The organism is Agrobacterium sp. 22-214-1 (assembly GCF_053522465.1).
Window position 1 is genome coordinate 1,630,430 of record NZ_JBNWCK010000001.1, and the last position, 16,913, is coordinate 1,647,342.

A 16,913-nucleotide genomic window follows, 5' to 3' on the forward strand; every position below is an offset into this window, starting at 1 on the left:
TTGGTATAGGCTTCCACCCAAAACCACTAATATTTAGGGGGTATTACTCAAATATTCCCATTCGCATTTATAGACTGAGAACCGGGCCGGCAGCGCCGGTTTAAACGGCGGCGAGAATCACATGCGCCTGAATTTTGGCGGCGACCGCGCCACCGCCATGCCGTGCTTCAATGGCCGCGGCGGCGCAATCTGTCGCGGTGTCGAGCCCTCCTGGTGCTCTCGCCTCAATTTCCGTCCGAAGAACGGTTCCCTGACAATAAGCCATGGCCGGAATGCGCGGTGAAGAGGCGCGGCTCTGCGCGGTCACCGTCTCAATCGTCACGCGGGAAAAACCGGCCTCCTCCAGCTCGCGGCGAATGAGTGCCGTGTCATGATAACCGTGCGGGGTACGGGCCATGAAGCGCGGCGGATCGTCGGGGAACAGGCGCGCCAGGGAATTCGTCACATCATCCGCGAAGTGATTTTCCTCAATGCGGTCCCATACATTGAATAGATAATGTCCGCCGGGCTTCAATACCCGCTTTGCCTCGCGATAAGCCGACAAGCGGTCATTAAAGAACATCGCGCCGAACTGGCAGAAGACGAGATCGAAAACGGCGTTTTCAAAAGGCAGCGTCTGGGCATCCACCTGCTGCCATTTTATGCGGCGATCCGGTGCCTGTTGCGACGCCGCAAAATCGAGCATCGGCTGGTTGAGGTCGGTTACCACATAGTTTGCCGCGGGCAATAATCGGGGAGCCAATTCGCGCGTGACGGCGCCGGTACCTGCGGCGATTTCCAGAATATCAATCGGCATCAAGGCCGCCGCCCGGCGCGCCAGATCGGCGGCGAATGGCGCAAAAATCAGCGGCACCATATAGCGGTCGTAATTTTCCGGAATCGAACCCGCAAACACCTTGTCCGCTTCCAACATGGCTTCCACCCCGGGAACAGCTGATGATGGGGTGACTTTAGCACATATTCAGGACGTTCGGAATTCAGGCGGCCCTGCGGAGCGTCGAGGCAGACGAAGCATCCGCCTGAACGGACTTGCCGATACCAGCCATATCGCGCGTGAGGGCGATTGTCTCAGGACTTAATTTTATGGGAAGAAAAATGGCGCACCCGAAGAGATTCGAACTCCTGACCCCCAGATTCGTAGTCTGGTGCTCTATCCAGCTGAGCTACGGGTGCGTGCCGTTCCGGTCGTTTCCGGTGGCGTGGCGATCCTCTAAAACGTCCTCATTCCGAATGCAAGCGATTTCGCTTCGAAATTGTCATTTTTCCGCAGCAATTCATGCATCTCATTGATTATATTTGAAATTCCATGAGGATCATTTTCCACGAGCCAGATACCCTGTCCGTTTGGGCGGGGAGAATGATTGCGCGAACCGGCTGCAAAGCAGGTTTTTCAGGCGGTTCTGGCCGCCTGTACGGAGGCGGCGCGGTCGGCGATCTCGATGCGGAACTGCGTGCCGGGACCGGGCTTTTCGACGAGCGCGATCGTGCCGCCATGGGCAAGCACGAGTTCGCGGGCAATGACCAGCCCGAGGCCCGTGCCGCCGGAGCGGGCCGAACCCCTGAAAGCGGAAAACAGGTTCTCCTTGGCCTTGCGCGGCATGCCCGGTCCATTGTCGTCGATGACGATGCTGACGACGCTGCCGGCCCTCTGGGCCGAGATGGAGAGATGTCGAAGCCCGGCATTCGCGGTATCCGATTGCAGGGCCTGAACGGCATTGCGACAGAGATTGTGGATGACCCGGAAAAGCTGCTCGGAATCCGCATCGACCGTGAGGTCGGGGGGGACGCTGTCCTGAAATTCTATACCGCTATCCGGATCGAGCGCCAGAATATCGCGCACATCCCGCACCAGAAGGCTCAACTGCACCATCTTGCGTTTCGGTGCGCCTTCAGTCGCCTGGCCATAGGCCAGAACCTCGCCGGTATAGGCCACGGCGCGGTCGATGGTGCGCAGCAGTTTCGGCGCGAAGCTCCTGACCATCGGATCCTTGGCATCCACCAGACGGTCCGACATGAGCTGCGCGGAAGACAGGATGTTGCGCATGTCGTGATTGATCTTCGAGACCGCGAGGCCGAGATCCACGAGGTTCTTCTGCTGGCGCAGGGTTTTCTGCAGTTCGGTCTGCATGTCGGCGAGGTGGCGGCCCGCAACCGCCAGTTCGTCCGCCCCCTGCTCGGGCACGAAAATCCGCTCGGGATTGCCCGGATCCTCCGAGAAGTTCTGCATGCCGAGCGTCAGCCGGCGTATGGGCCGGATCATGATGCGGTTGATGGAAATGAAGATCAGGCCTGCGGTGATCAGCGACAGGACAATGGAAATCAGGAAAACGTTGCGGGCATAGGCAAGCATTGCCGCCCGCAGCTTGTTTTCGCCGAGCACCAGTTCGATGATCGTATCGCTGTCGCCGACGACATCGAAAACGCGAATGACGCGGTTGCCGCCGAACAGCAGGGTGGAAAAAGCGTCCCGCACCGCCGCCACCTGCGAAACGTCGGAAAGATCATATTGCTCATCGACACCCGGCGGCGTTTCCGCCACGGCGAGCAGGCGTGAGGTGCCGTCCTTGCGCAGCGCGATAAGCTTCGCCCCGGTTGCCATCAGCGTGTCGTTCTGCACGCTTCGCGGCAGTTCGGCCTGCAGGCCGTCGATAACAGCGCCGGCGGCCGCAGCCGTATTCAGACGGTCGCGCAACCATGAAAGACGCATATTGGCGACGGAAGGCACGAAGATCAGCACTTCGGCGATCATCACGAAGATGACCGTGAGCAGCAGCAGCCGTCCCGAAAGACCGGCGGTCAATCCCGGCATGCAATGCACCGGATCGTCTTGCGTGCGGTCCAAGCTGTCTACGCCTTTAGAAAACACCGGGCCATGATCCTGTATGCGCGCCGCTGCTTGCGTGGAACGGCTCGGTTTATATGCAGCGATGATAATAGGACCTAATGGATATTTTTCCAATGCGCTGCAAAATAAAGGTTTTCATTGCCGGAAAAACAAACGCCGCCCGGCAGGGGCGGCGTTCGAAGGCAAGCCGGTTTTGAAGCGAACCGCTGGTCGCCTAGAACTCCTGCCAGTCGCCATGCGCGGGTGCCGCCGCAGGCTGGGCATTGAGGGCGCGGCTGACGCTGTTCATCAATTTGCGGGCCGGAGACGCCACCGCCGGCGTCCTGCCGGAGACTGCCACCGGTCCGGCGGAGACCGTCATCGGCCTCGCGGGCTGCTCGATGCGGGGGCTGCGCTGCACATTCTCCGTGCCGACGTTGAAGCGCGCCACGAGCGTCACGAGATGGTCGGCCTCGCTGCTCAGCTTGTGGGTTGCGGCCGAGGTCTCCTCCACCATGGCGGCGTTGCGCTGCGTTACCTGGTCCATCTGGTTGATGGCGGTATTCACCTCGTGCAGTCCGGTGGACTGTTCCCTGGCGGCTGTGGCGATCGAATGAATGTGCTCGTTGATTGCCAGAACGCGGGTCTCGATCTCGCTCAGTGCGCCGCCGGTTCTCTGCACCAGCGATACGCCACGCCCGACCTCCTCGCCGGATTTGGTGATCAGCGCCTTGATATCCTTCGCAGCCGTTGCGGATCGTTGCGCAAGTTCTCGCACTTCCTGAGCGACGACGGCAAAGCCCTTGCCGGCTTCACCCGCACGGGCGGCTTCCACGCCGGCATTCAGCGCCAGCAGGTTCGTCTGGAAGGCGATTTCGTCGATGACGTTGATGATCTGGCTGATTTCGCGCGAGGCGTGCTCGATGCGATCCATGGCGGACACGGCATCGCGCACGACATTGGCGGACTCTTCCGTCTTCTGCTTCGTTTCGGCGACCATGGCGCTGGCTTCCTGCGCACGGTCGGTCGAATTGCGGACGACCGCGGTAATCTCATCCAGAGCGGCGGAGGTTTCCTCCAGCGCCGCCGCCTGCTGTTCGGTCCGCTTCGACAGGTCGTCGGCCGCCGAGCGCAATTCGTTCGCGTTGCCGCTGATGCCTTCCGTGCTGCCGCGCACTTCGCGCATCGTCTCGCGCAGCTTGGTCAGCGTCTGGTTGACGTTCCCCTGGAGTTCGGCGAAGACGCCGCGGAACTCGCCATCCATTCTCTCCGTCAGATCGCCCCGCGCAAGGCCTTCGATGACGCGGCTGGTCTCGGATACGCCATTATGGACGCCGGTGAGGAGCGAATTGATCGTCGCGGCGAAACGATTGAGGTTGTCGTCGCCATAGTCCTTGTTGATGCGGCGGCTGAAATCGCCCTGGGCCGCGGCATCGACAACGACGGCCATGCCGGCCTGCAGATCGTCGCTCTTGGCGCGCATGGCGGCTTCCTGCGCATTCATGCGGCGCACTTCGCTGCCGTTTTTCTTGAAGACCTCGACGGCCGCAGCCATTTCGCCGATTTCGTCGTTGCGGCCAAGATAGGGGACGTCCGCGTCGAGATTTCCATCGGCTACGGCATTCATCACCTGCGAAACCCTGCGGATCGGCGCGCTGAGCTGCCGTGTTCCGATGTAAAGGCCGAAGGCGGCTCCCGCGCCGACACCGGCAACCGTCACCGCGACGATCACCCAGAATATGGCAGTGCTGAAAGAATCGACTCCCGCCTTCACGACTTCGAGCTCGGCAAGGTCGTTTTTCACGACGCTGTCGATTTCCGCCTGATAGGCCTTGCGGTTGGCGCGGTTCGCCTCGTTATTGCCCTGCTGGCTGGCCGCCTGCGGCCCGTTTTCCTTCGCCAGTCGCACGGTCTCCAGACGGAAGGTGCGGAATTCCTTGGACCGGCCGACAAGCTTGTCGAAACTCGCCTGTTGTTCGGCCGGCACGAGCGGCGCCCAGCTGGCAATGAGCTTTTCCATAGCGTCGAGGTTTTTGACCATGCCGTCGGCAAAGGGGGTGGCTGCCGCCACATCGGCTGCCGCGTAGACACCGCGTGCTTCCATGACGACTGCCGTTACCAGACGGTTGAGCGCCTCGCCCTTGTAGGCCCGTTCGGCGGCTTCCTCGAAATGATGCGACCGAACCCGGAATTCGTTGATCGCATAGATGGACAGCCCGCCAATGGTACAGGCCACAAGGCTCATCAGCCCGACAAGAAGATTGATACGACCGCGAATTCTCAACTTCGTTCCCCCAACAAAAACCAGCCGCGCGATGAAAATGGGAAGCTGGCATAACTTTTCGCGTCACAAGATTTATCAATGCTGCGTTAAGAAAGAATTTCAGATTTTATCGATTGCGCGCCGGAATCGGCCTCTATCGGCAGTCGGCGAGGAAGATGGCGGTGCGTTTTCCGCAAAAGGTGAAGCGCGAAAACCCCTTCGGCAATTGACTTTGCTCGGCCTATGCCCTTATAAGCCGCGCACGCTCGGCCATTGAAAGCTCGCCCAGGCGGGGTTAGCCGTGCAAAAAACGAAACGCTCTTGCAAATTATTGCAAATTCAAGAAGGGCCGCACACCGCGGTATTAAATAAATGTCGAAGCGTACTTACCAACCGTCCAAGCTTGTCCGCAAGCGTCGCCATGGCTTCCGCGCCCGTATGGCTACCGCCGGCGGCCGCAAGGTTCTCGCAGCCCGCCGTGCGCGCGGCCGCGCTCGTCTTTCGGCTTAATTGCCGCCTCTGTGACCCGGTGAAAGTCGCGGGCACATGAGTAAGACAGGAAAACTGCCCGGCCGGCTTAAAAACCGGTCGGATTTCCTTGCCGTTCAGGCAGGAGAAAAACGGCGGGGAGGCACCTTTCTTCTGGAAGTGCTTGACCGGAAAGCCCCGGAAACCGAGCCTCGCGTCGGTTTTACCGTAACGAAAAGACAAGGCAACGCGGTCGAGCGAAATCGCATGCGCCGCCGTCTCAAGGAAGCCGTCAGGCTTTCTGCCGGATTCGCAATGAAGCCCGGTCATGACTATGTGATTGTCGCCCGCAGGGACGTGCTCGATACGGCCTTCCCGAAACTTCAGTCTCTCCTTAACGAGCGAATTGAAGGAACGGCGAAACCGAAACGGTCCCAGGAGACCCGCTCCAGGAAAGAATGATGGAAAAGAACCGTAATTACTTCATCGCGATAGCCCTTTCGGTTGTCATCGTCCTCGCCTGGCAATTCCTTTACATGAATCCGCGTATCGAGCAGCAGCGCCGCGCCGAAGAGGCCCGCCAGGCGCAGCAGCAGACGACGCAGCAACAGCAGCCGGCGCCGGGCGCCGCACCAGGTGCTGCCGTTGAAGGCGCACCGCCCGCTTCCTCACCGCAGACTGCCGCCACGGCGACCCGCGAAGAGTCGATTGCGAGAACCCAGCGCGTCGCCATCGAGACCAACGCCATCGCCGGCTCGATCAACCTTACCGGCGCCCGCTTCGATGACATCCGGCTCAAGGACTACCATGAGACCGTCGATGACTCGAGCCCGATCATCACGCTGTTCTCGCCCTCCGACACCAAGGACGGCTACTTCACCGAACTCGGTTACGTTGCGGCACAGGAAGTCGGCGGCGTTCCCGGCCCGACCACCGTTTGGACGCTGGCAAGCGGCGACAAGCTGACGGAAACCACCCCGGTCACCCTCACCTACACCAATTCCAAGGGCGTGATTTTCTCCCGCACGGTTTCGATCGACGAGCATTACATGATCTCGGTCGCCGACAAGGTGGAGAACCCCGGACAGGCGGCGATCTCCTTCGCCACCTATGGCCGCGTGACGCGCAACAACAAGCCCGCAGTTCCTCCGGTCTTCGTCATCCATGAAGGCTTTCTCGGCGTTTCGGGCAAAGACGGCAGCCTGACGGAAGAAAAGTACAAGGACGTCGAAGAAGCACCGGTAACGGTTGCCAAGGCGACCGGCGGCTGGCTCGGCATCACCGACAAATATTGGGCCGCGGCCATCGTTCCCCCCCAGACGACGCCGTTCGAAACCCGTTATTCGCACATTACCGGCAATCAGCCGAGCTATCAGGCCGATTTCAAGAGCGACCCGCTGACGGTCGAGCCCGGCCAGTCGATCGAGCTGAAGAGCCTCGTTTTCGCTGGCGCCAAGGAAGTGCCGCTGGTCGACCGTTACGAGACGACCTACGCCATTCCGAAGTTCGACCTTCTGATCGACTGGGGCTGGTTCTACTTCATCACCAAGCCGATGTTCAAACTGATGGATTTCTTCTTCCGTTATTTTGGCAATTTCGGCGTGGCGATCCTGCTCACCACCATCGTCGTCAAGGCTCTCTTCTTCCCGCTCGCCAGCAAGCAATATGCTTCCATGGCGAACATGAAGCGCGTGCAGCCGAAGATGGAAGAGTTGAAGGCCAAGCATGGCGATGACCGCATGGCCATGCAGCAGGCGATGATGCAGCTCTACAAGGAAGAGAAGATCAATCCTGTTGCCGGCTGCTGGCCGATGCTTTTGCAGATCCCGGTCTTCTTCGCGCTCTACAAGGTCATCTACGTCACCATCGAAATGCGGCATGCGCCGTTCTTCGGCTGGATTCACGACCTTTCCGCGCCGGATCCGACGTCGCTATTCAACCTCTTCGGCCTTCTGCCCTATGATGTGCCGCACTTCCTGATGATCGGTGTCTGGCCGCTTGTCATGGGCATCACCATGTTCCTGCAGATGCGCATGAACCCGACGCCGCCCGATCCGACGCAGGCGATGATCTTCAACTGGATGCCGCTGATCTTCACCTTCATGCTGGCCTCCTTCCCGGCCGGTCTGGTCATCTACTGGGCATGGAACAATACGCTCTCCATCACCCAGCAGGCTGTCATCATGAAGCGCCAGGGCGCCAAGATCGAGCTGTTCGATAACATCAAGGGGCTGTTCAAGCGAAAGCCGGTGCAATCGAAATGAGTGAGACCGGCACGGCAACCGAAAAGCCCCTGTTCGGGCGACCCTGGATTTTCATTCGCGGCGTTCCCGCGATGAAATTCCTGCCGCCCGAAGGCCCGCCGGAGATTGCCTTCGCCGGTCGTTCGAATGTCGGCAAGTCCTCGCTCATCAATGCGCTGGTGGGTCACAAGGGGCTTGCCCGCACGTCCAATACGCCCGGACGCACGCAGGAACTGAACTACTTCGTTCCGGATGGCTATTCCGGCGAAGCGGGCGATCTGCCGCCGATGGCGCTGGTCGACATGCCCGGTTACGGTTATGCGCAGGCCCCCAAGGATCAGGTCGACGCCTGGACGAAGCTCGTCTTCGATTATCTGCGCGGCCGTGCGACGCTGAAGCGCGTTTACGTGCTGATCGATTCCCGCCATGGCGTGAAAAAAAACGACGAGGAGGTTCTGACCCTGCTCGACAAGGCGGCCGTTTCCTACCAGATCGTGCTGACGAAGACGGACAAGATCAAGGATGCCGGCGTTCCGCGGCTGATCGGCGAAACGCTGGAGAAAATCCGCAAGCGTCCCGCCGCCTATCCGGAAGTTCTCGCCACATCCTCGGAAAAATCATTCGGGCTGGATAGCCTGCGGGCCGAGATCGTCAGAACGATCTCTCTTTGAGAGGCACGCCTCTCAGGCGATGGTGAAAAGCAGAACGGCGGTCCAGAGCGTCGCCGTCAGCGCCAGAAGGCGCCAGAAGCGCACGGAATGCCAGACCTCCGAAAGCATGGCTGCGAACATGCTGCCACCCCGTAGCGGCTGGCCCCTGAATGGCAGGCCGGAGCGGCTTGGATCCCGTTCCAGCAGCGCGGCGACGGTCGCGTTTTCGCGATATTCGGTTTCCGCCAGATTGTCCCGCCAGCGCCTGACCATGGCCGCGAACTGGCGGTCGCGTTTGACGCGCTTGGCAAGCTCCGCCATGCTTTCCGGCGACAGGGCACCCAGCACATATTCGCCCGCAAGGACTTCATCCCGCAAACCGCTTTGCTTGTCTCGATCGGGTGCCGTCATGTGGTCTCTCGCTCCTCGGTCGTTCAGGTCAGCATCGCTCCCGCGGCGCGCGATATCCCATATCGCCCTGAATTAACCCCTCCCCTTTCCCCTGCAAGGCTGGTCCCATTGGGCCTTTATGTCAATCTCATTACGGGGCCGGGACAGCCAAAAAAAAGAAATTTGACCGCTGCCGACACAATAAGGCCAGGAGGTTATTTCATCCGTCAAAGACTTGCTTTAGAGCGGTGACAGGCTTTCAACGGCCGCAACCACAGACCGAGGTTTTTAGATGACGTCTTCCGAAAGCGAAACTCAGGCGCGGCTGCTCGCACAGGCTCTGCCTTTCATGCAGAAATACGAGAACAAGACCATCGTGGTGAAATATGGCGGTCACGCCATGGGGGATTCCACGCTCGGCAAGGCTTTCGCGGAAGACATCGCCCTTTTGAAGCAATCGGGCATTAACCCCATCGTCGTACATGGCGGCGGCCCGCAGATCGGCGCGATGCTGACCAAGATGGGCATCGAATCGAAATTCGAGGGCGGCCTGCGCGTCACCGACGCCAAGACGGTCGAGATCGTCGAAATGGTTCTGGCCGGCTCGATCAACAAGGAAATCGTCGCCCTCATCAACCAGACGGGCGAATGGGCCATCGGCCTGTGCGGCAAGGACGGCAACATGGTCTTTGCCGAAAAGGCGAAAAAGACCGTCATCGATCCCGACAGCAATATCGAACGTGTGCTCGATCTCGGCTTCGTCGGCGAAGTCACCGAAGTCGACCGCACCCTGCTCGACCTGCTCGCCAAGTCGGAAATGATCCCGGTCATCGCCCCGGTCGCGCCTGGCCGCGATGGTGCCACCTACAATATCAACGCCGATACCTTCGCCGGCGCGATTGCGGGTGCGCTTCACGCCTCGCGTCTGCTGTTTCTCACCGACGTTCCCGGCGTTCTCGACAAGAACAAGGAACTCATCAAGGAACTCACCGTCTCGCAGGCGCGTGCGCTCATCAAGGACGGCACGATTTCCGGCGGTATGATCCCGAAGGTCGAGACCTGCATCGACGCCATCAAGGCCGGTGTGCAGGGTGTGGTAATCCTCAACGGCAAGACGCCCCACTCCGTCCTTCTGGAAATCTTCACGGAAGGCGCCGGCACGCTCATCGTGCCCTGATAGGCTCCAGGTGGCGGACGGCAAGCCTGTCCGCCACGACAGGCATTCAGCCGAATGCCAGAAGCGACAGCACGCCCACGACAATCAGCAGGCAGCCGGACAGTTCGAGCCGGTTGATCTTCTCCTTGAAGAAAAGCACGGTCGAAGCGAAGGCGAAAAGCATCTCAACCTGCGCCAATGCCTTAACCACGGCGGCCTGCTGCAGGGTCATCGCCGTGAACCAGCCGAACGAGGCCGTAGCGCCCACGAAACCGACCGCAAGCGACGGTTTCCACACCCTGGCGATGCGCCGCAACTCTTCCCGCTCGCGCCAGACGATCCACAGGAACATCGAAACCGTCTGCATGACGATGACGACAACGAGGGTAAAGCCCGCCTGCATCATCGCGTCCGGAGCGGGAAGGCTCGGCGCAAGCGCAAGCGATGCCGATCGATAGGCGACCGATGACAGGCCGAAGAAAGCGCCCGAGGCAAGGCCGATACCCGCTGTCCGGCTGAAGATCGAGGTGAAGAAGGAAGCGGGCGTGACTTCCGTGCGCGCCACCGAAATCAGCATGACGCCGGCGACCGAGATGGCGATGGCCGCCAATGTGCCGCCATTGACGCTTTCACCGATGAAGATAAGCGCGAATAGTGCCGCCTGCGCCGGTTCTGTGCGGGAATAGGCCGTTCCAACTGCGAAGTTGCGGAAGGAGAACAGGTGCACCAGCAGGAAGGTGGCGGCAATCTGCGCCATGGCGCCGACCGTCGCCCATACGGCAAAGGACATGTTGGGCACCGGCAGAGGGCGGCCGAGCCCGAAATGCAGGAAAGCAAGATAAGCGAGAGCGAAAGGCATGCCGAACACGAAGCGCACGAAGGTCGCGCCCGTGGTGCCCATCATGCCCTTGAGGTGCTTTTGCAGGGTCGAGCGCAGGTTCTGCAAGAACGCGCTTGCGAAAGTGATGCCTATCCAGAGTTCCATGGCCTTGGCGGTATCATGGGCCGGAGGCCGCAGCCAAGCCCGATTTTCTGATCAATCGTCGTCTTTTCGATTTTCTTCGGCCTTCGAAACGGGCATAAAGCAGGCCATGGACACAAAGCCGAAAAACCTGCCCGAAGCCGCCGATTTCGACCATGTGAGCGAATGGGTCTTCGATCTCGACAACACGCTCTATCCGCATCACATCAATCTGTTTTCGCAGATCGACCGTAACATGACGGCCTATGTGGCGGAGCTTCTGAAGCTCGATCCCGACGAGGCCCGGGCGCTGCAGAAACGCTATTATCATGACCACGGCACGACGCTTCAGGGCCTGATGATCCACTACGGCATCAGCCCGGACGAGTTTCTGGAACGCGCCCATGCCATCGATTATTCGGCGCTGAAGCCGCATCCGGAACTCGGCGAGGCAATCAAGGCTTTGCCGGGCCGCAAATTCATCCTTACCAATGGCAGCGTCAAACACGCGCAGGCGGCCGCCGGCGCGCTCGGCATTCTCGATCATTTCGAGGATATTTTCGATATCGTCGCCGCGGGCTATCTGCCGAAACCAGCCAGCGCGACCTATGAGAAGTTCGCGGCGCTTGCGAAACTCGACACGCAAAAAGCCGCCATGTTCGAGGATTTACCGCGCAATCTCGCGGCGCCCAAGGCGCTCGGCATGAAGACCGTTCTGCTCGTCCCCGCCAATCTCGAGGGCATCATCATGGAACGCTGGGAAATCCCCGCTGTTACGGATGCGCATATCGACTACATCACCGACGACTTGACCAACTTCCTGACGAAAACCATCGCAGGCTGAGCAGCGAACATTACCGAAGCTTCATTCACCTTACGGATGTTTAAGTGGTGGGGCTTGCTGGACGTCACTATCTTCTCTTCAGGGACACCAAAGAAAGGTAATGACGATGACCACACGAAAAATCGCACTGTCTGCTCTTGGCGCAGCCCTTTTGATCGGCACGGCCGCGACGGCAAGCTTTGCCGCCCCACCCGCTCCGGGCAAAGGCCATGGCGAGCGCATACCGATCCGCCAGGAAGCGGCCTTCGTTCACCTGCTGAAGGTGGCTGACACCGACAAGGACGGCAAGATTTCCAAGGAGGAATTCGCCGCCCGTCAGGACGCACTCTTCACCGAGATCGACAAGGACAAGGACGGCTCGATCACGCCAAAGGAAATGCGCGAGTATCGCCAGGCGAAAATGGAAGCTTTCCGCGCCGCCAATCCCCGCCCCGAGCGTGAGGACGCCAAAGCCGAAGACGGCAAGGGCCCCGAGGGCAAGCGCGCCGAAAGACATGCCGAGCGCGAACATGGCGGCCGTTTCGGCCATCAGGGCTGGGGCAAGCATGGCGGCAAGGGCGCAGGTTTCGCGCTGATCCGCTGGGCCGATACCGACGAGAACGGTCAGGTCAGCAAGGCCGAATTCACCGCCGCCGGCGAAAAGATGTTCGAACGGCTGGACAAGAACAAGGACGGCGTCATCTCCATCGACGACATGCCGGACCGCCCGTTCCTTTAAACCGCTAAAGAAAAAGCCCGCTCAAAAGCGGGCTTTTTTCTTCAATGCAGGCTGACGGTCTGGAGATCGTCTTCGGCAGCCTTGAAAAACGTACTGGACCGGTTGTCCGTCAGGAGGATCGGCGTACCATCTGCACCGAACAGCGCCCAAAGGTCCAATTGCGGATCGAGATCGGGCGCTTCCGGGAAACAGCGGCTGACGTCTTCCGCGCGGATCTTGCGGATATATCCCACTTCTCCTTCGCCGATATGGGCGAGCTGGGATTGGGTGAGACGCGCATGCGCTTCTTTCAACAGCATATTTCAGCCTCCTTCTTCACGCCGAGCGATTCGTGTCGGATTCCGGCGTTCACGTTCTACTCTGAGACGGAAATATTAATTTTCTTCACCACGTTTGAAATTTCCGGCCGGACCAGATCAATGGAAAGAAGGCCGTTGCGCAGGCGCGCTTCCCTGACCTGCATGCCATCGGCAAGCACGAAAACCCGCTGGAACTGGCGCGCCGCAATGCCGCGATAGAGAAAATCGCGTTTCTCCTGTTCCTGCTGGCGTCCGCGAATGACGAGCTGGTTATCGGCCGTCGTCACATCCAGATCGTCCTGCGAAAAACCGGCAACCGCGATGGTGATGCGCAGGCGTTCCGGCACATCGCCGCTGCCCGGCAGGCGCTCGATATTATAGGGAGGATAGCCGTCATTGGCCTTCGCCATGCGCTCCAGCGTTTTTTCCATGGCATCAAAACCCAGCAAAAGCGGGTGGGTGAATGGCGTCATGCGGCTCATATCTCTTCTGTCCTTGCAACCAAGCGACGTTTCGCGGTCCCGCTTCCGGCAACCTTGCCGGTCAATAGCACCGGCCCCAGCAATATGGGAAGCCGAACCACGATGCGCAAGACGAAACGCGGGGCAAAGGCAAGCCGCAGGAATGAGACTTGACAAGTGAGCACCCGCCGCTCGAAAAAAGCGCTCATCTCAACGGCGGGCAAGACATGGCAGAACGCAGAAAAATCATTATCGACACGGATCCGGGCCAGGACGACGCCGCGGCAATCATGCTCGCCTTCGCAAGCCCGGAGGAAATCGACATTCTCGGATTGTGCGCCGTCGCCGGCAACGTTCCGCTGAAGCTGACCAGCCGCAACATCCGCATCATCAGCGAATTGTGCGGCCGCACCGATATTCCCGTCTATGAGGGCGCCGAGAAGCCGCTGGTGCGCAAGCCCATCACCGCCGAGCACGTTCACGGCAGCACTGGCCTAGACGGCCCGGTTCTCGACGAACCGACAATGGAGGCGCAAAAGCAGCACGCGGTCGATTTCATCATCGAGACGGTGATGCGCGAGCCCGCCGGCACCGTAACGCTCTGCACACTCGGCGCGTTGACCAATGTGGCGCTGGCGCTCCTGAAGGCGCCTGAGATCGCCGACCGCGTCAAGGAACTGGTGATGATGGGCGGCGGCTTCTTCGAGGGCGGCAACATCACCCCGGCGGCGGAATTCAACATCTATGTCGACCCGCAGGCCGCCGATATCGTCTTCCGCTCCGGCATGCCGATCGTCATGATGCCGCTCGACGTCACCCATCAGTTGCTGACGACCAAAGCTCGGGTCAGCCGCATTCGCGACATTGGCACACGGCCGGCGATAGCCATGGCGGAAATGCTGGAATTCTTCGAACGCTTCGACATCGAAAAATACGGTTCGGATGGCGGCCCGCTGCATGATCCGACTGTCATTGCCTATCTCGTCAAACCCGAACTGTTTCAGGGTCGCGAGTGCAATGTCGAAATCGAGGTCCACTCCGAACTCACCATGGGCATGACCGTGGTGGACTGGTGGAATGTTACCGAACGGCCCGCCAATGCCCGCGTGATGCGCAATGTGGATGCCGACGGCTTCTTCGAATTGCTGACGGAACGTTTCGCCCGTCTCTGACGGAAGCGGACATGAAAAAAGGGCCGCTGACGATACCAGCGGCCCTTTTTATTTGAGACGGAAATGGCGCGTCAGAATTCCGTCCAGTCATCCTGCGCCAGCGCGTTTGCGCCGCTGGTTCTCGGACGGGCGCGGGGCGCGGCCGGGCGGCCCGATGCCTGCGCCGGAGCGGTGGGTGCGCGCATTGCCGCCGCCGTGGCGCGCAGTTGCTGGCTGGAATGGCCGCCGGAAACGGAGAAACCCGCAACGAGCGACTTCAGCGTTTCGGCCTCGCTGTTCAGCGTCACGCTGGCCGCCGTGGTTTCTTCCACCATCGCCGCATTCTGCTGGGTGACCTGATCCATCTGGGTGACGGCGGAGTTGATCTCCTTGAGGCCGACGGCCTGTTCGCTGGCGGAAGCGGAAATCTGCCGTATCAGCTGGTTGATCTGCAGAACCTGATCGGCAATCTTTTTCATCGTCTCACCGGCCTTGCCGACCAGCTGGACGCCCTCGCCCACCTGCGTGGCCGAGGTGTTGATGAGACCCTTGATCTCCTTGGCGGCGGTGGCGGACCGCTGCGCCAGTTCGCGGACTTCCTGTGCGACGACGGCAAAGCCCTTGCCGGCATCACCGGCGCGGGCGGCTTCCACGCCAGCATTCAGCGCCAGAAGGTTGGTCTGGAAGGCGATCTCGTCGATAACCCCGATGATGCGGGAGATTTCGGCCGAGGATTGCGCGATGCCTTCCATGGAGTTTACGGCCTGCTGCACGACCTCACCCGACTTGCCCGCATCGTCGCAGGCATGGCTGACGGCTCCGGCCGCCTCTGCGGCGTTTTCCGCGCTGGAATTGACCTGCGCGGTCAGCTCATTGAGGGCGGCGGCGGTTTCTTCCAGGCTTGCGGCCTGCTGTTCCGTGCGGTGCGAAAGATCGCTGGCGGCGCGGGTGATCTCGCCCGTGCCGTTGCCGATGCTGACGACGGTTGCGTTGACGGTGGAAACGGTTTCCTCAAGGCTGGCAAGCGCCGAGTTGAAGTCCTCGCGCAGCTTCGCATATTCGCCGGGGAACTCGTCCTCGATACGGTAGGTGAGATTGCCTTGCGAAAGCGCATTGAGGCCAGCACCCAGCACGCCGACAATGTGCTGCTGCATGCGGCTGTTTTCAGTACGCTCGGATTCCGAGCGCTGGCGCGCCGTTTCCGCGTGACCACGCTGGGCCTCGGCTTCGGCCTCCATCTCGCGGATGCCGGCAAGCTTCGCGCGGAAACCTTCAAGCGCGGTAGCCACCGCACCCGTCTCATCCCGGCGCTCCTGTCCGGAAACCGGCACATCGTAGCGGCCGTCGCTCAGCGTCCTGACGTCGGAAACCAGCGAGGCAAGCGGATTGCGGACGAAATAACGCACGGCGAAATAAAGCGCGGTGATGACGGCGGCGAGAATGACGATCGCGCCGATTATCATCATGTAGGTCTGTTCCTGAACCGGTGCGTTCAGGGCCTGATGGGGAATATCCACCAGCACCACCCAGGTCGCGTTGAGACCCGGAACGGCGAAGGGATAGACGAGACGATTATAGGGCGCGTCCGTATCGAGGCCGAGATTTTCGATGAGGCCCTGCTTGCCGGAGGTGATCGCCGCCTGAACGGTGCTCGCACCGTCTCCGTCATAGGCTTTCATGTTCTGCGCGGGCGTCGGCGGCACCAGCCACTGGCCGCCCTGCGAAACGAGCGTTACGCGGCCGGTCTCGAAAGGGTGCAGCGCCTGCAGCTTCTGCGACAGCGAGGCCAGCGAGATATCGACACCCGCCACACCGATCATCTTGCCGTCCGACATGACCGGATAGGCAAGCGAGGTCATGGTTGTGGGTACTTCCGTGCCTTCGGCGAGATAAGGCTGAGTGATAGCGCCCTTGCCGGATTTGGAGGCGAGCGCATACCATTCCGCCGCATAATCATTCTTGAAGGTCGAAAACTGGATGTCGCCCTTCTGGGTCTTCGACCAATAGGGCGCAAACGCGCCGTTTTCATTGGTGCCGAGATCGAGCCTGCCCGCAATCTCCTTGCTCTGCCCGTCAAAGAGACCGAGCTGCTCGCAGAACCAGCTTCCGAAAGCAAAGGCATTCTGCTCGACATTGGCCTTGAGGATGTTGACGATGCCGGGGCGATCCATCGATTTCGCCTGATGCGCACGGCCGATGACGCCGGCCATGGAGCGCGCGGCGCTGCCGAGTTCACCGACATCGGCGGCGATGACGTTGGCGATGGCGCGCGCTTCTGTATTGGCCTGATCCATGGTCAGCGCGTGCACACGCTCACTCGTCTGGGAAATGAGGAAGGAATTCGATGCAACGAGAACCGTGGTGATGGCGCAGCCGGTTACGAGGATCAGCTTGGTCGCAAGCGACTTCACTTGGAAATTGAACATTTTGGCCTCGATCAAATCGCCCGCCCGAAAAGGCTGACGTCAACGGATGATAAATCTCC

General features: G+C 60.3%; 16 protein-coding genes and 1 tRNA gene. 8 read left to right on the plus strand and 9 right to left on the minus strand.

The features are described 5' to 3' along the window. Nucleotides 1-100 precede the first annotated feature (100 nt). The 4 genes from ACQZ5G_RS08200 to ACQZ5G_RS08215 all read right to left on the minus strand — a co-directional run bounded on the left by ACQZ5G_RS08200 (nucleotide 101) and on the right by ACQZ5G_RS08215 (nucleotide 5,108). Entirely contained in the window at nucleotides 101-913 is an 813-nt protein-coding gene (locus ACQZ5G_RS08200; protein ID WP_448737233.1) for a class I SAM-dependent methyltransferase, read from the minus strand. Between the two features lie 183 nt (nucleotides 914-1,096). Further along, nucleotides 1,097-1,173: transfer RNA gene (locus ACQZ5G_RS08205), tRNA-Arg, on the minus strand. A gap of 217 nt (nucleotides 1,174-1,390) precedes the next feature. After that, nucleotides 1,391-2,809 carry an ATP-binding protein gene (locus ACQZ5G_RS08210; RefSeq protein ID WP_164865413.1) on the minus strand — a complete coding sequence of 473 codons (1,419 nt, stop codon included), beginning with the start codon at nucleotides 2,807-2,809 and terminating at the stop codon, nucleotides 1,391-1,393. 250 nt (nucleotides 2,810-3,059) lie between these two features. Beyond that, entirely contained in the window at nucleotides 3,060-5,108 is a 2,049-nt protein-coding gene (locus ACQZ5G_RS08215) for a methyl-accepting chemotaxis protein (protein WP_448742662.1), read from the minus strand. A gap of 351 nt (nucleotides 5,109-5,459) precedes the next feature. Here ACQZ5G_RS08215 and rpmH point away from each other — a divergent pair, with 351 nt between their 5' ends. Genes rpmH through yihA form a run of 4 tightly spaced genes read left to right on the plus strand, consistent with a single transcriptional unit; the run spans nucleotide 5,460 to nucleotide 8,469 of the window. Beyond that, nucleotides 5,460-5,597, plus strand: coding sequence for a 50S ribosomal protein L34 (gene rpmH / locus ACQZ5G_RS08220; RefSeq protein WP_003493611.1), 138 nt, complete (start codon nucleotides 5,460-5,462; stop codon nucleotides 5,595-5,597). Between the two features lie 36 nt (nucleotides 5,598-5,633). Then, a complete protein-coding gene (gene rnpA, locus ACQZ5G_RS08225; RefSeq protein ID WP_003520031.1) occupies nucleotides 5,634-6,017 on the plus strand; it encodes a ribonuclease P protein component in 384 nt (127 codons plus the stop codon). Then, a complete protein-coding gene (yidC, locus tag ACQZ5G_RS08230) occupies nucleotides 6,017-7,819 on the plus strand; it encodes a membrane protein insertase YidC (RefSeq protein ID WP_003520032.1) in 1,803 nt (600 codons plus the stop codon). The genes rnpA and yidC overlap by 1 nt, the downstream gene beginning before the upstream one ends. Further along, the gene (yihA, locus tag ACQZ5G_RS08235) at nucleotides 7,816-8,469 is read left to right on the plus strand and encodes a ribosome biogenesis GTP-binding protein YihA/YsxC (RefSeq protein ID WP_035263945.1); all 654 of its coding nucleotides are present in this window, start codon (nucleotides 7,816-7,818) and stop codon (nucleotides 8,467-8,469) included. Before yidC ends, yihA begins: the two co-directional genes overlap by 4 nt. Nucleotides 8,470-8,481: 12 nt before the next feature. On the opposite strand, the gene ACQZ5G_RS08240 is transcribed toward yihA, so the two are convergent. Then, nucleotides 8,482-8,859, minus strand: a complete 378-nt coding sequence (locus tag ACQZ5G_RS08240) for a hypothetical protein (protein WP_269830516.1) — start codon at nucleotides 8,857-8,859, stop codon at nucleotides 8,482-8,484. A gap of 271 nt (nucleotides 8,860-9,130) precedes the next feature. On the opposite strand from ACQZ5G_RS08240, the gene argB reads away from it, so the two are divergent. Next, nucleotides 9,131-10,015 (plus strand): acetylglutamate kinase, encoded by an 885-nt coding sequence (argB, locus tag ACQZ5G_RS08245; RefSeq protein ID WP_003503698.1) that lies wholly within the window; start codon nucleotides 9,131-9,133, stop codon nucleotides 10,013-10,015. 46 nt (nucleotides 10,016-10,061) lie between these two features. Here the strand turns inward: argB and ACQZ5G_RS08250 are convergent, their stop codons facing one another. Next, nucleotides 10,062-10,979: a DMT family transporter gene (locus ACQZ5G_RS08250; RefSeq protein WP_137452434.1), complete on the minus strand. Its 918-nt coding sequence runs from the start codon at nucleotides 10,977-10,979 to the stop codon at nucleotides 10,062-10,064. A gap of 106 nt (nucleotides 10,980-11,085) precedes the next feature. On the opposite strand from ACQZ5G_RS08250, the gene ACQZ5G_RS08255 reads away from it, so the two are divergent. Both ACQZ5G_RS08255 and ACQZ5G_RS08260 read left to right on the plus strand, forming a co-directional pair. Beyond that, complete coding sequence (locus tag ACQZ5G_RS08255; RefSeq protein WP_448737231.1) at nucleotides 11,086-11,799, plus strand: pyrimidine 5'-nucleotidase; 714 nt, start codon at nucleotides 11,086-11,088, stop codon at nucleotides 11,797-11,799. A 100-nt stretch (nucleotides 11,800-11,899) separates the two neighbouring features. Continuing rightward, a complete protein-coding gene (locus ACQZ5G_RS08260; protein ID WP_448737230.1) occupies nucleotides 11,900-12,517 on the plus strand; it encodes an EF-hand domain-containing protein in 618 nt (205 codons plus the stop codon). A 41-nt stretch (nucleotides 12,518-12,558) separates the two neighbouring features. On the opposite strand, the gene ACQZ5G_RS08265 is transcribed toward ACQZ5G_RS08260, so the two are convergent. After that, nucleotides 12,559-12,816 carry a BQ00720 family protein gene (locus ACQZ5G_RS08265; protein WP_003520040.1) on the minus strand — a complete coding sequence of 86 codons (258 nt, stop codon included), beginning with the start codon at nucleotides 12,814-12,816 and terminating at the stop codon, nucleotides 12,559-12,561. A 56-nt stretch (nucleotides 12,817-12,872) separates the two neighbouring features. Further along, nucleotides 12,873-13,298 (minus strand): Hsp20 family protein, encoded by a 426-nt coding sequence (locus ACQZ5G_RS08270; RefSeq protein WP_003520041.1) that lies wholly within the window; start codon nucleotides 13,296-13,298, stop codon nucleotides 12,873-12,875. 206 nt (nucleotides 13,299-13,504) lie between these two features. Here ACQZ5G_RS08270 and ACQZ5G_RS08275 point away from each other — a divergent pair, with 206 nt between their 5' ends. Further along, the gene (locus ACQZ5G_RS08275; protein ID WP_448737229.1) at nucleotides 13,505-14,449 is read left to right on the plus strand and encodes a nucleoside hydrolase; all 945 of its coding nucleotides are present in this window, start codon (nucleotides 13,505-13,507) and stop codon (nucleotides 14,447-14,449) included. 71 nt (nucleotides 14,450-14,520) lie between these two features. Here the strand turns inward: ACQZ5G_RS08275 and ACQZ5G_RS08280 are convergent, their stop codons facing one another. After that, nucleotides 14,521-16,854: a methyl-accepting chemotaxis protein gene (locus ACQZ5G_RS08280; protein ID WP_448737228.1), complete on the minus strand. Its 2,334-nt coding sequence runs from the start codon at nucleotides 16,852-16,854 to the stop codon at nucleotides 14,521-14,523. Between the last annotated feature and the right edge of the window lie 59 nt (nucleotides 16,855-16,913).

Coding starts and splice junctions, on each gene's coding strand:
- ACQZ5G_RS08280 (WP_448737228.1), bottom strand. CDS start 16,854: ATGTTCAATTTCCAAGTGAAGTCGCTTGCGACCAAGCTGATCCTCGTA.
- rnpA (WP_003520031.1), top strand. CDS start 5,634: ATGAGTAAGACAGGAAAACTGCCCGGCCGGCTTAAAAACCGGTCGGAT.
- yihA (WP_035263945.1), top strand. CDS start 7,816: ATGAGTGAGACCGGCACGGCAACCGAAAAGCCCCTGTTCGGGCGACCC.
- ACQZ5G_RS08270 (WP_003520041.1), bottom strand. CDS start 13,298: ATGAGCCGCATGACGCCATTCACCCACCCGCTTTTGCTGGGTTTTGAT.
- ACQZ5G_RS08240 (WP_269830516.1), bottom strand. CDS start 8,859: ATGACGGCACCCGATCGAGACAAGCAAAGCGGTTTGCGGGATGAAGTC.
- ACQZ5G_RS08250 (WP_137452434.1), bottom strand. CDS start 10,979: ATGGAACTCTGGATAGGCATCACTTTCGCAAGCGCGTTCTTGCAGAAC.
- ACQZ5G_RS08260 (WP_448737230.1), top strand. CDS start 11,900: ATGACGATGACCACACGAAAAATCGCACTGTCTGCTCTTGGCGCAGCC.
- argB (WP_003503698.1), top strand. CDS start 9,131: ATGACGTCTTCCGAAAGCGAAACTCAGGCGCGGCTGCTCGCACAGGCT.
- rpmH (WP_003493611.1), top strand. CDS start 5,460: ATGTCGAAGCGTACTTACCAACCGTCCAAGCTTGTCCGCAAGCGTCGC.
- ACQZ5G_RS08210 (WP_164865413.1), bottom strand. CDS start 2,809: ATGCCGGGATTGACCGCCGGTCTTTCGGGACGGCTGCTGCTGCTCACG.
- ACQZ5G_RS08265 (WP_003520040.1), bottom strand. CDS start 12,816: ATGCTGTTGAAAGAAGCGCATGCGCGTCTCACCCAATCCCAGCTCGCC.
- ACQZ5G_RS08200 (WP_448737233.1), bottom strand. CDS start 913: ATGTTGGAAGCGGACAAGGTGTTTGCGGGTTCGATTCCGGAAAATTAC.
- yidC (WP_003520032.1), top strand. CDS start 6,017: ATGGAAAAGAACCGTAATTACTTCATCGCGATAGCCCTTTCGGTTGTC.
- ACQZ5G_RS08275 (WP_448737229.1), top strand. CDS start 13,505: ATGGCAGAACGCAGAAAAATCATTATCGACACGGATCCGGGCCAGGAC.
- ACQZ5G_RS08255 (WP_448737231.1), top strand. CDS start 11,086: ATGGACACAAAGCCGAAAAACCTGCCCGAAGCCGCCGATTTCGACCAT.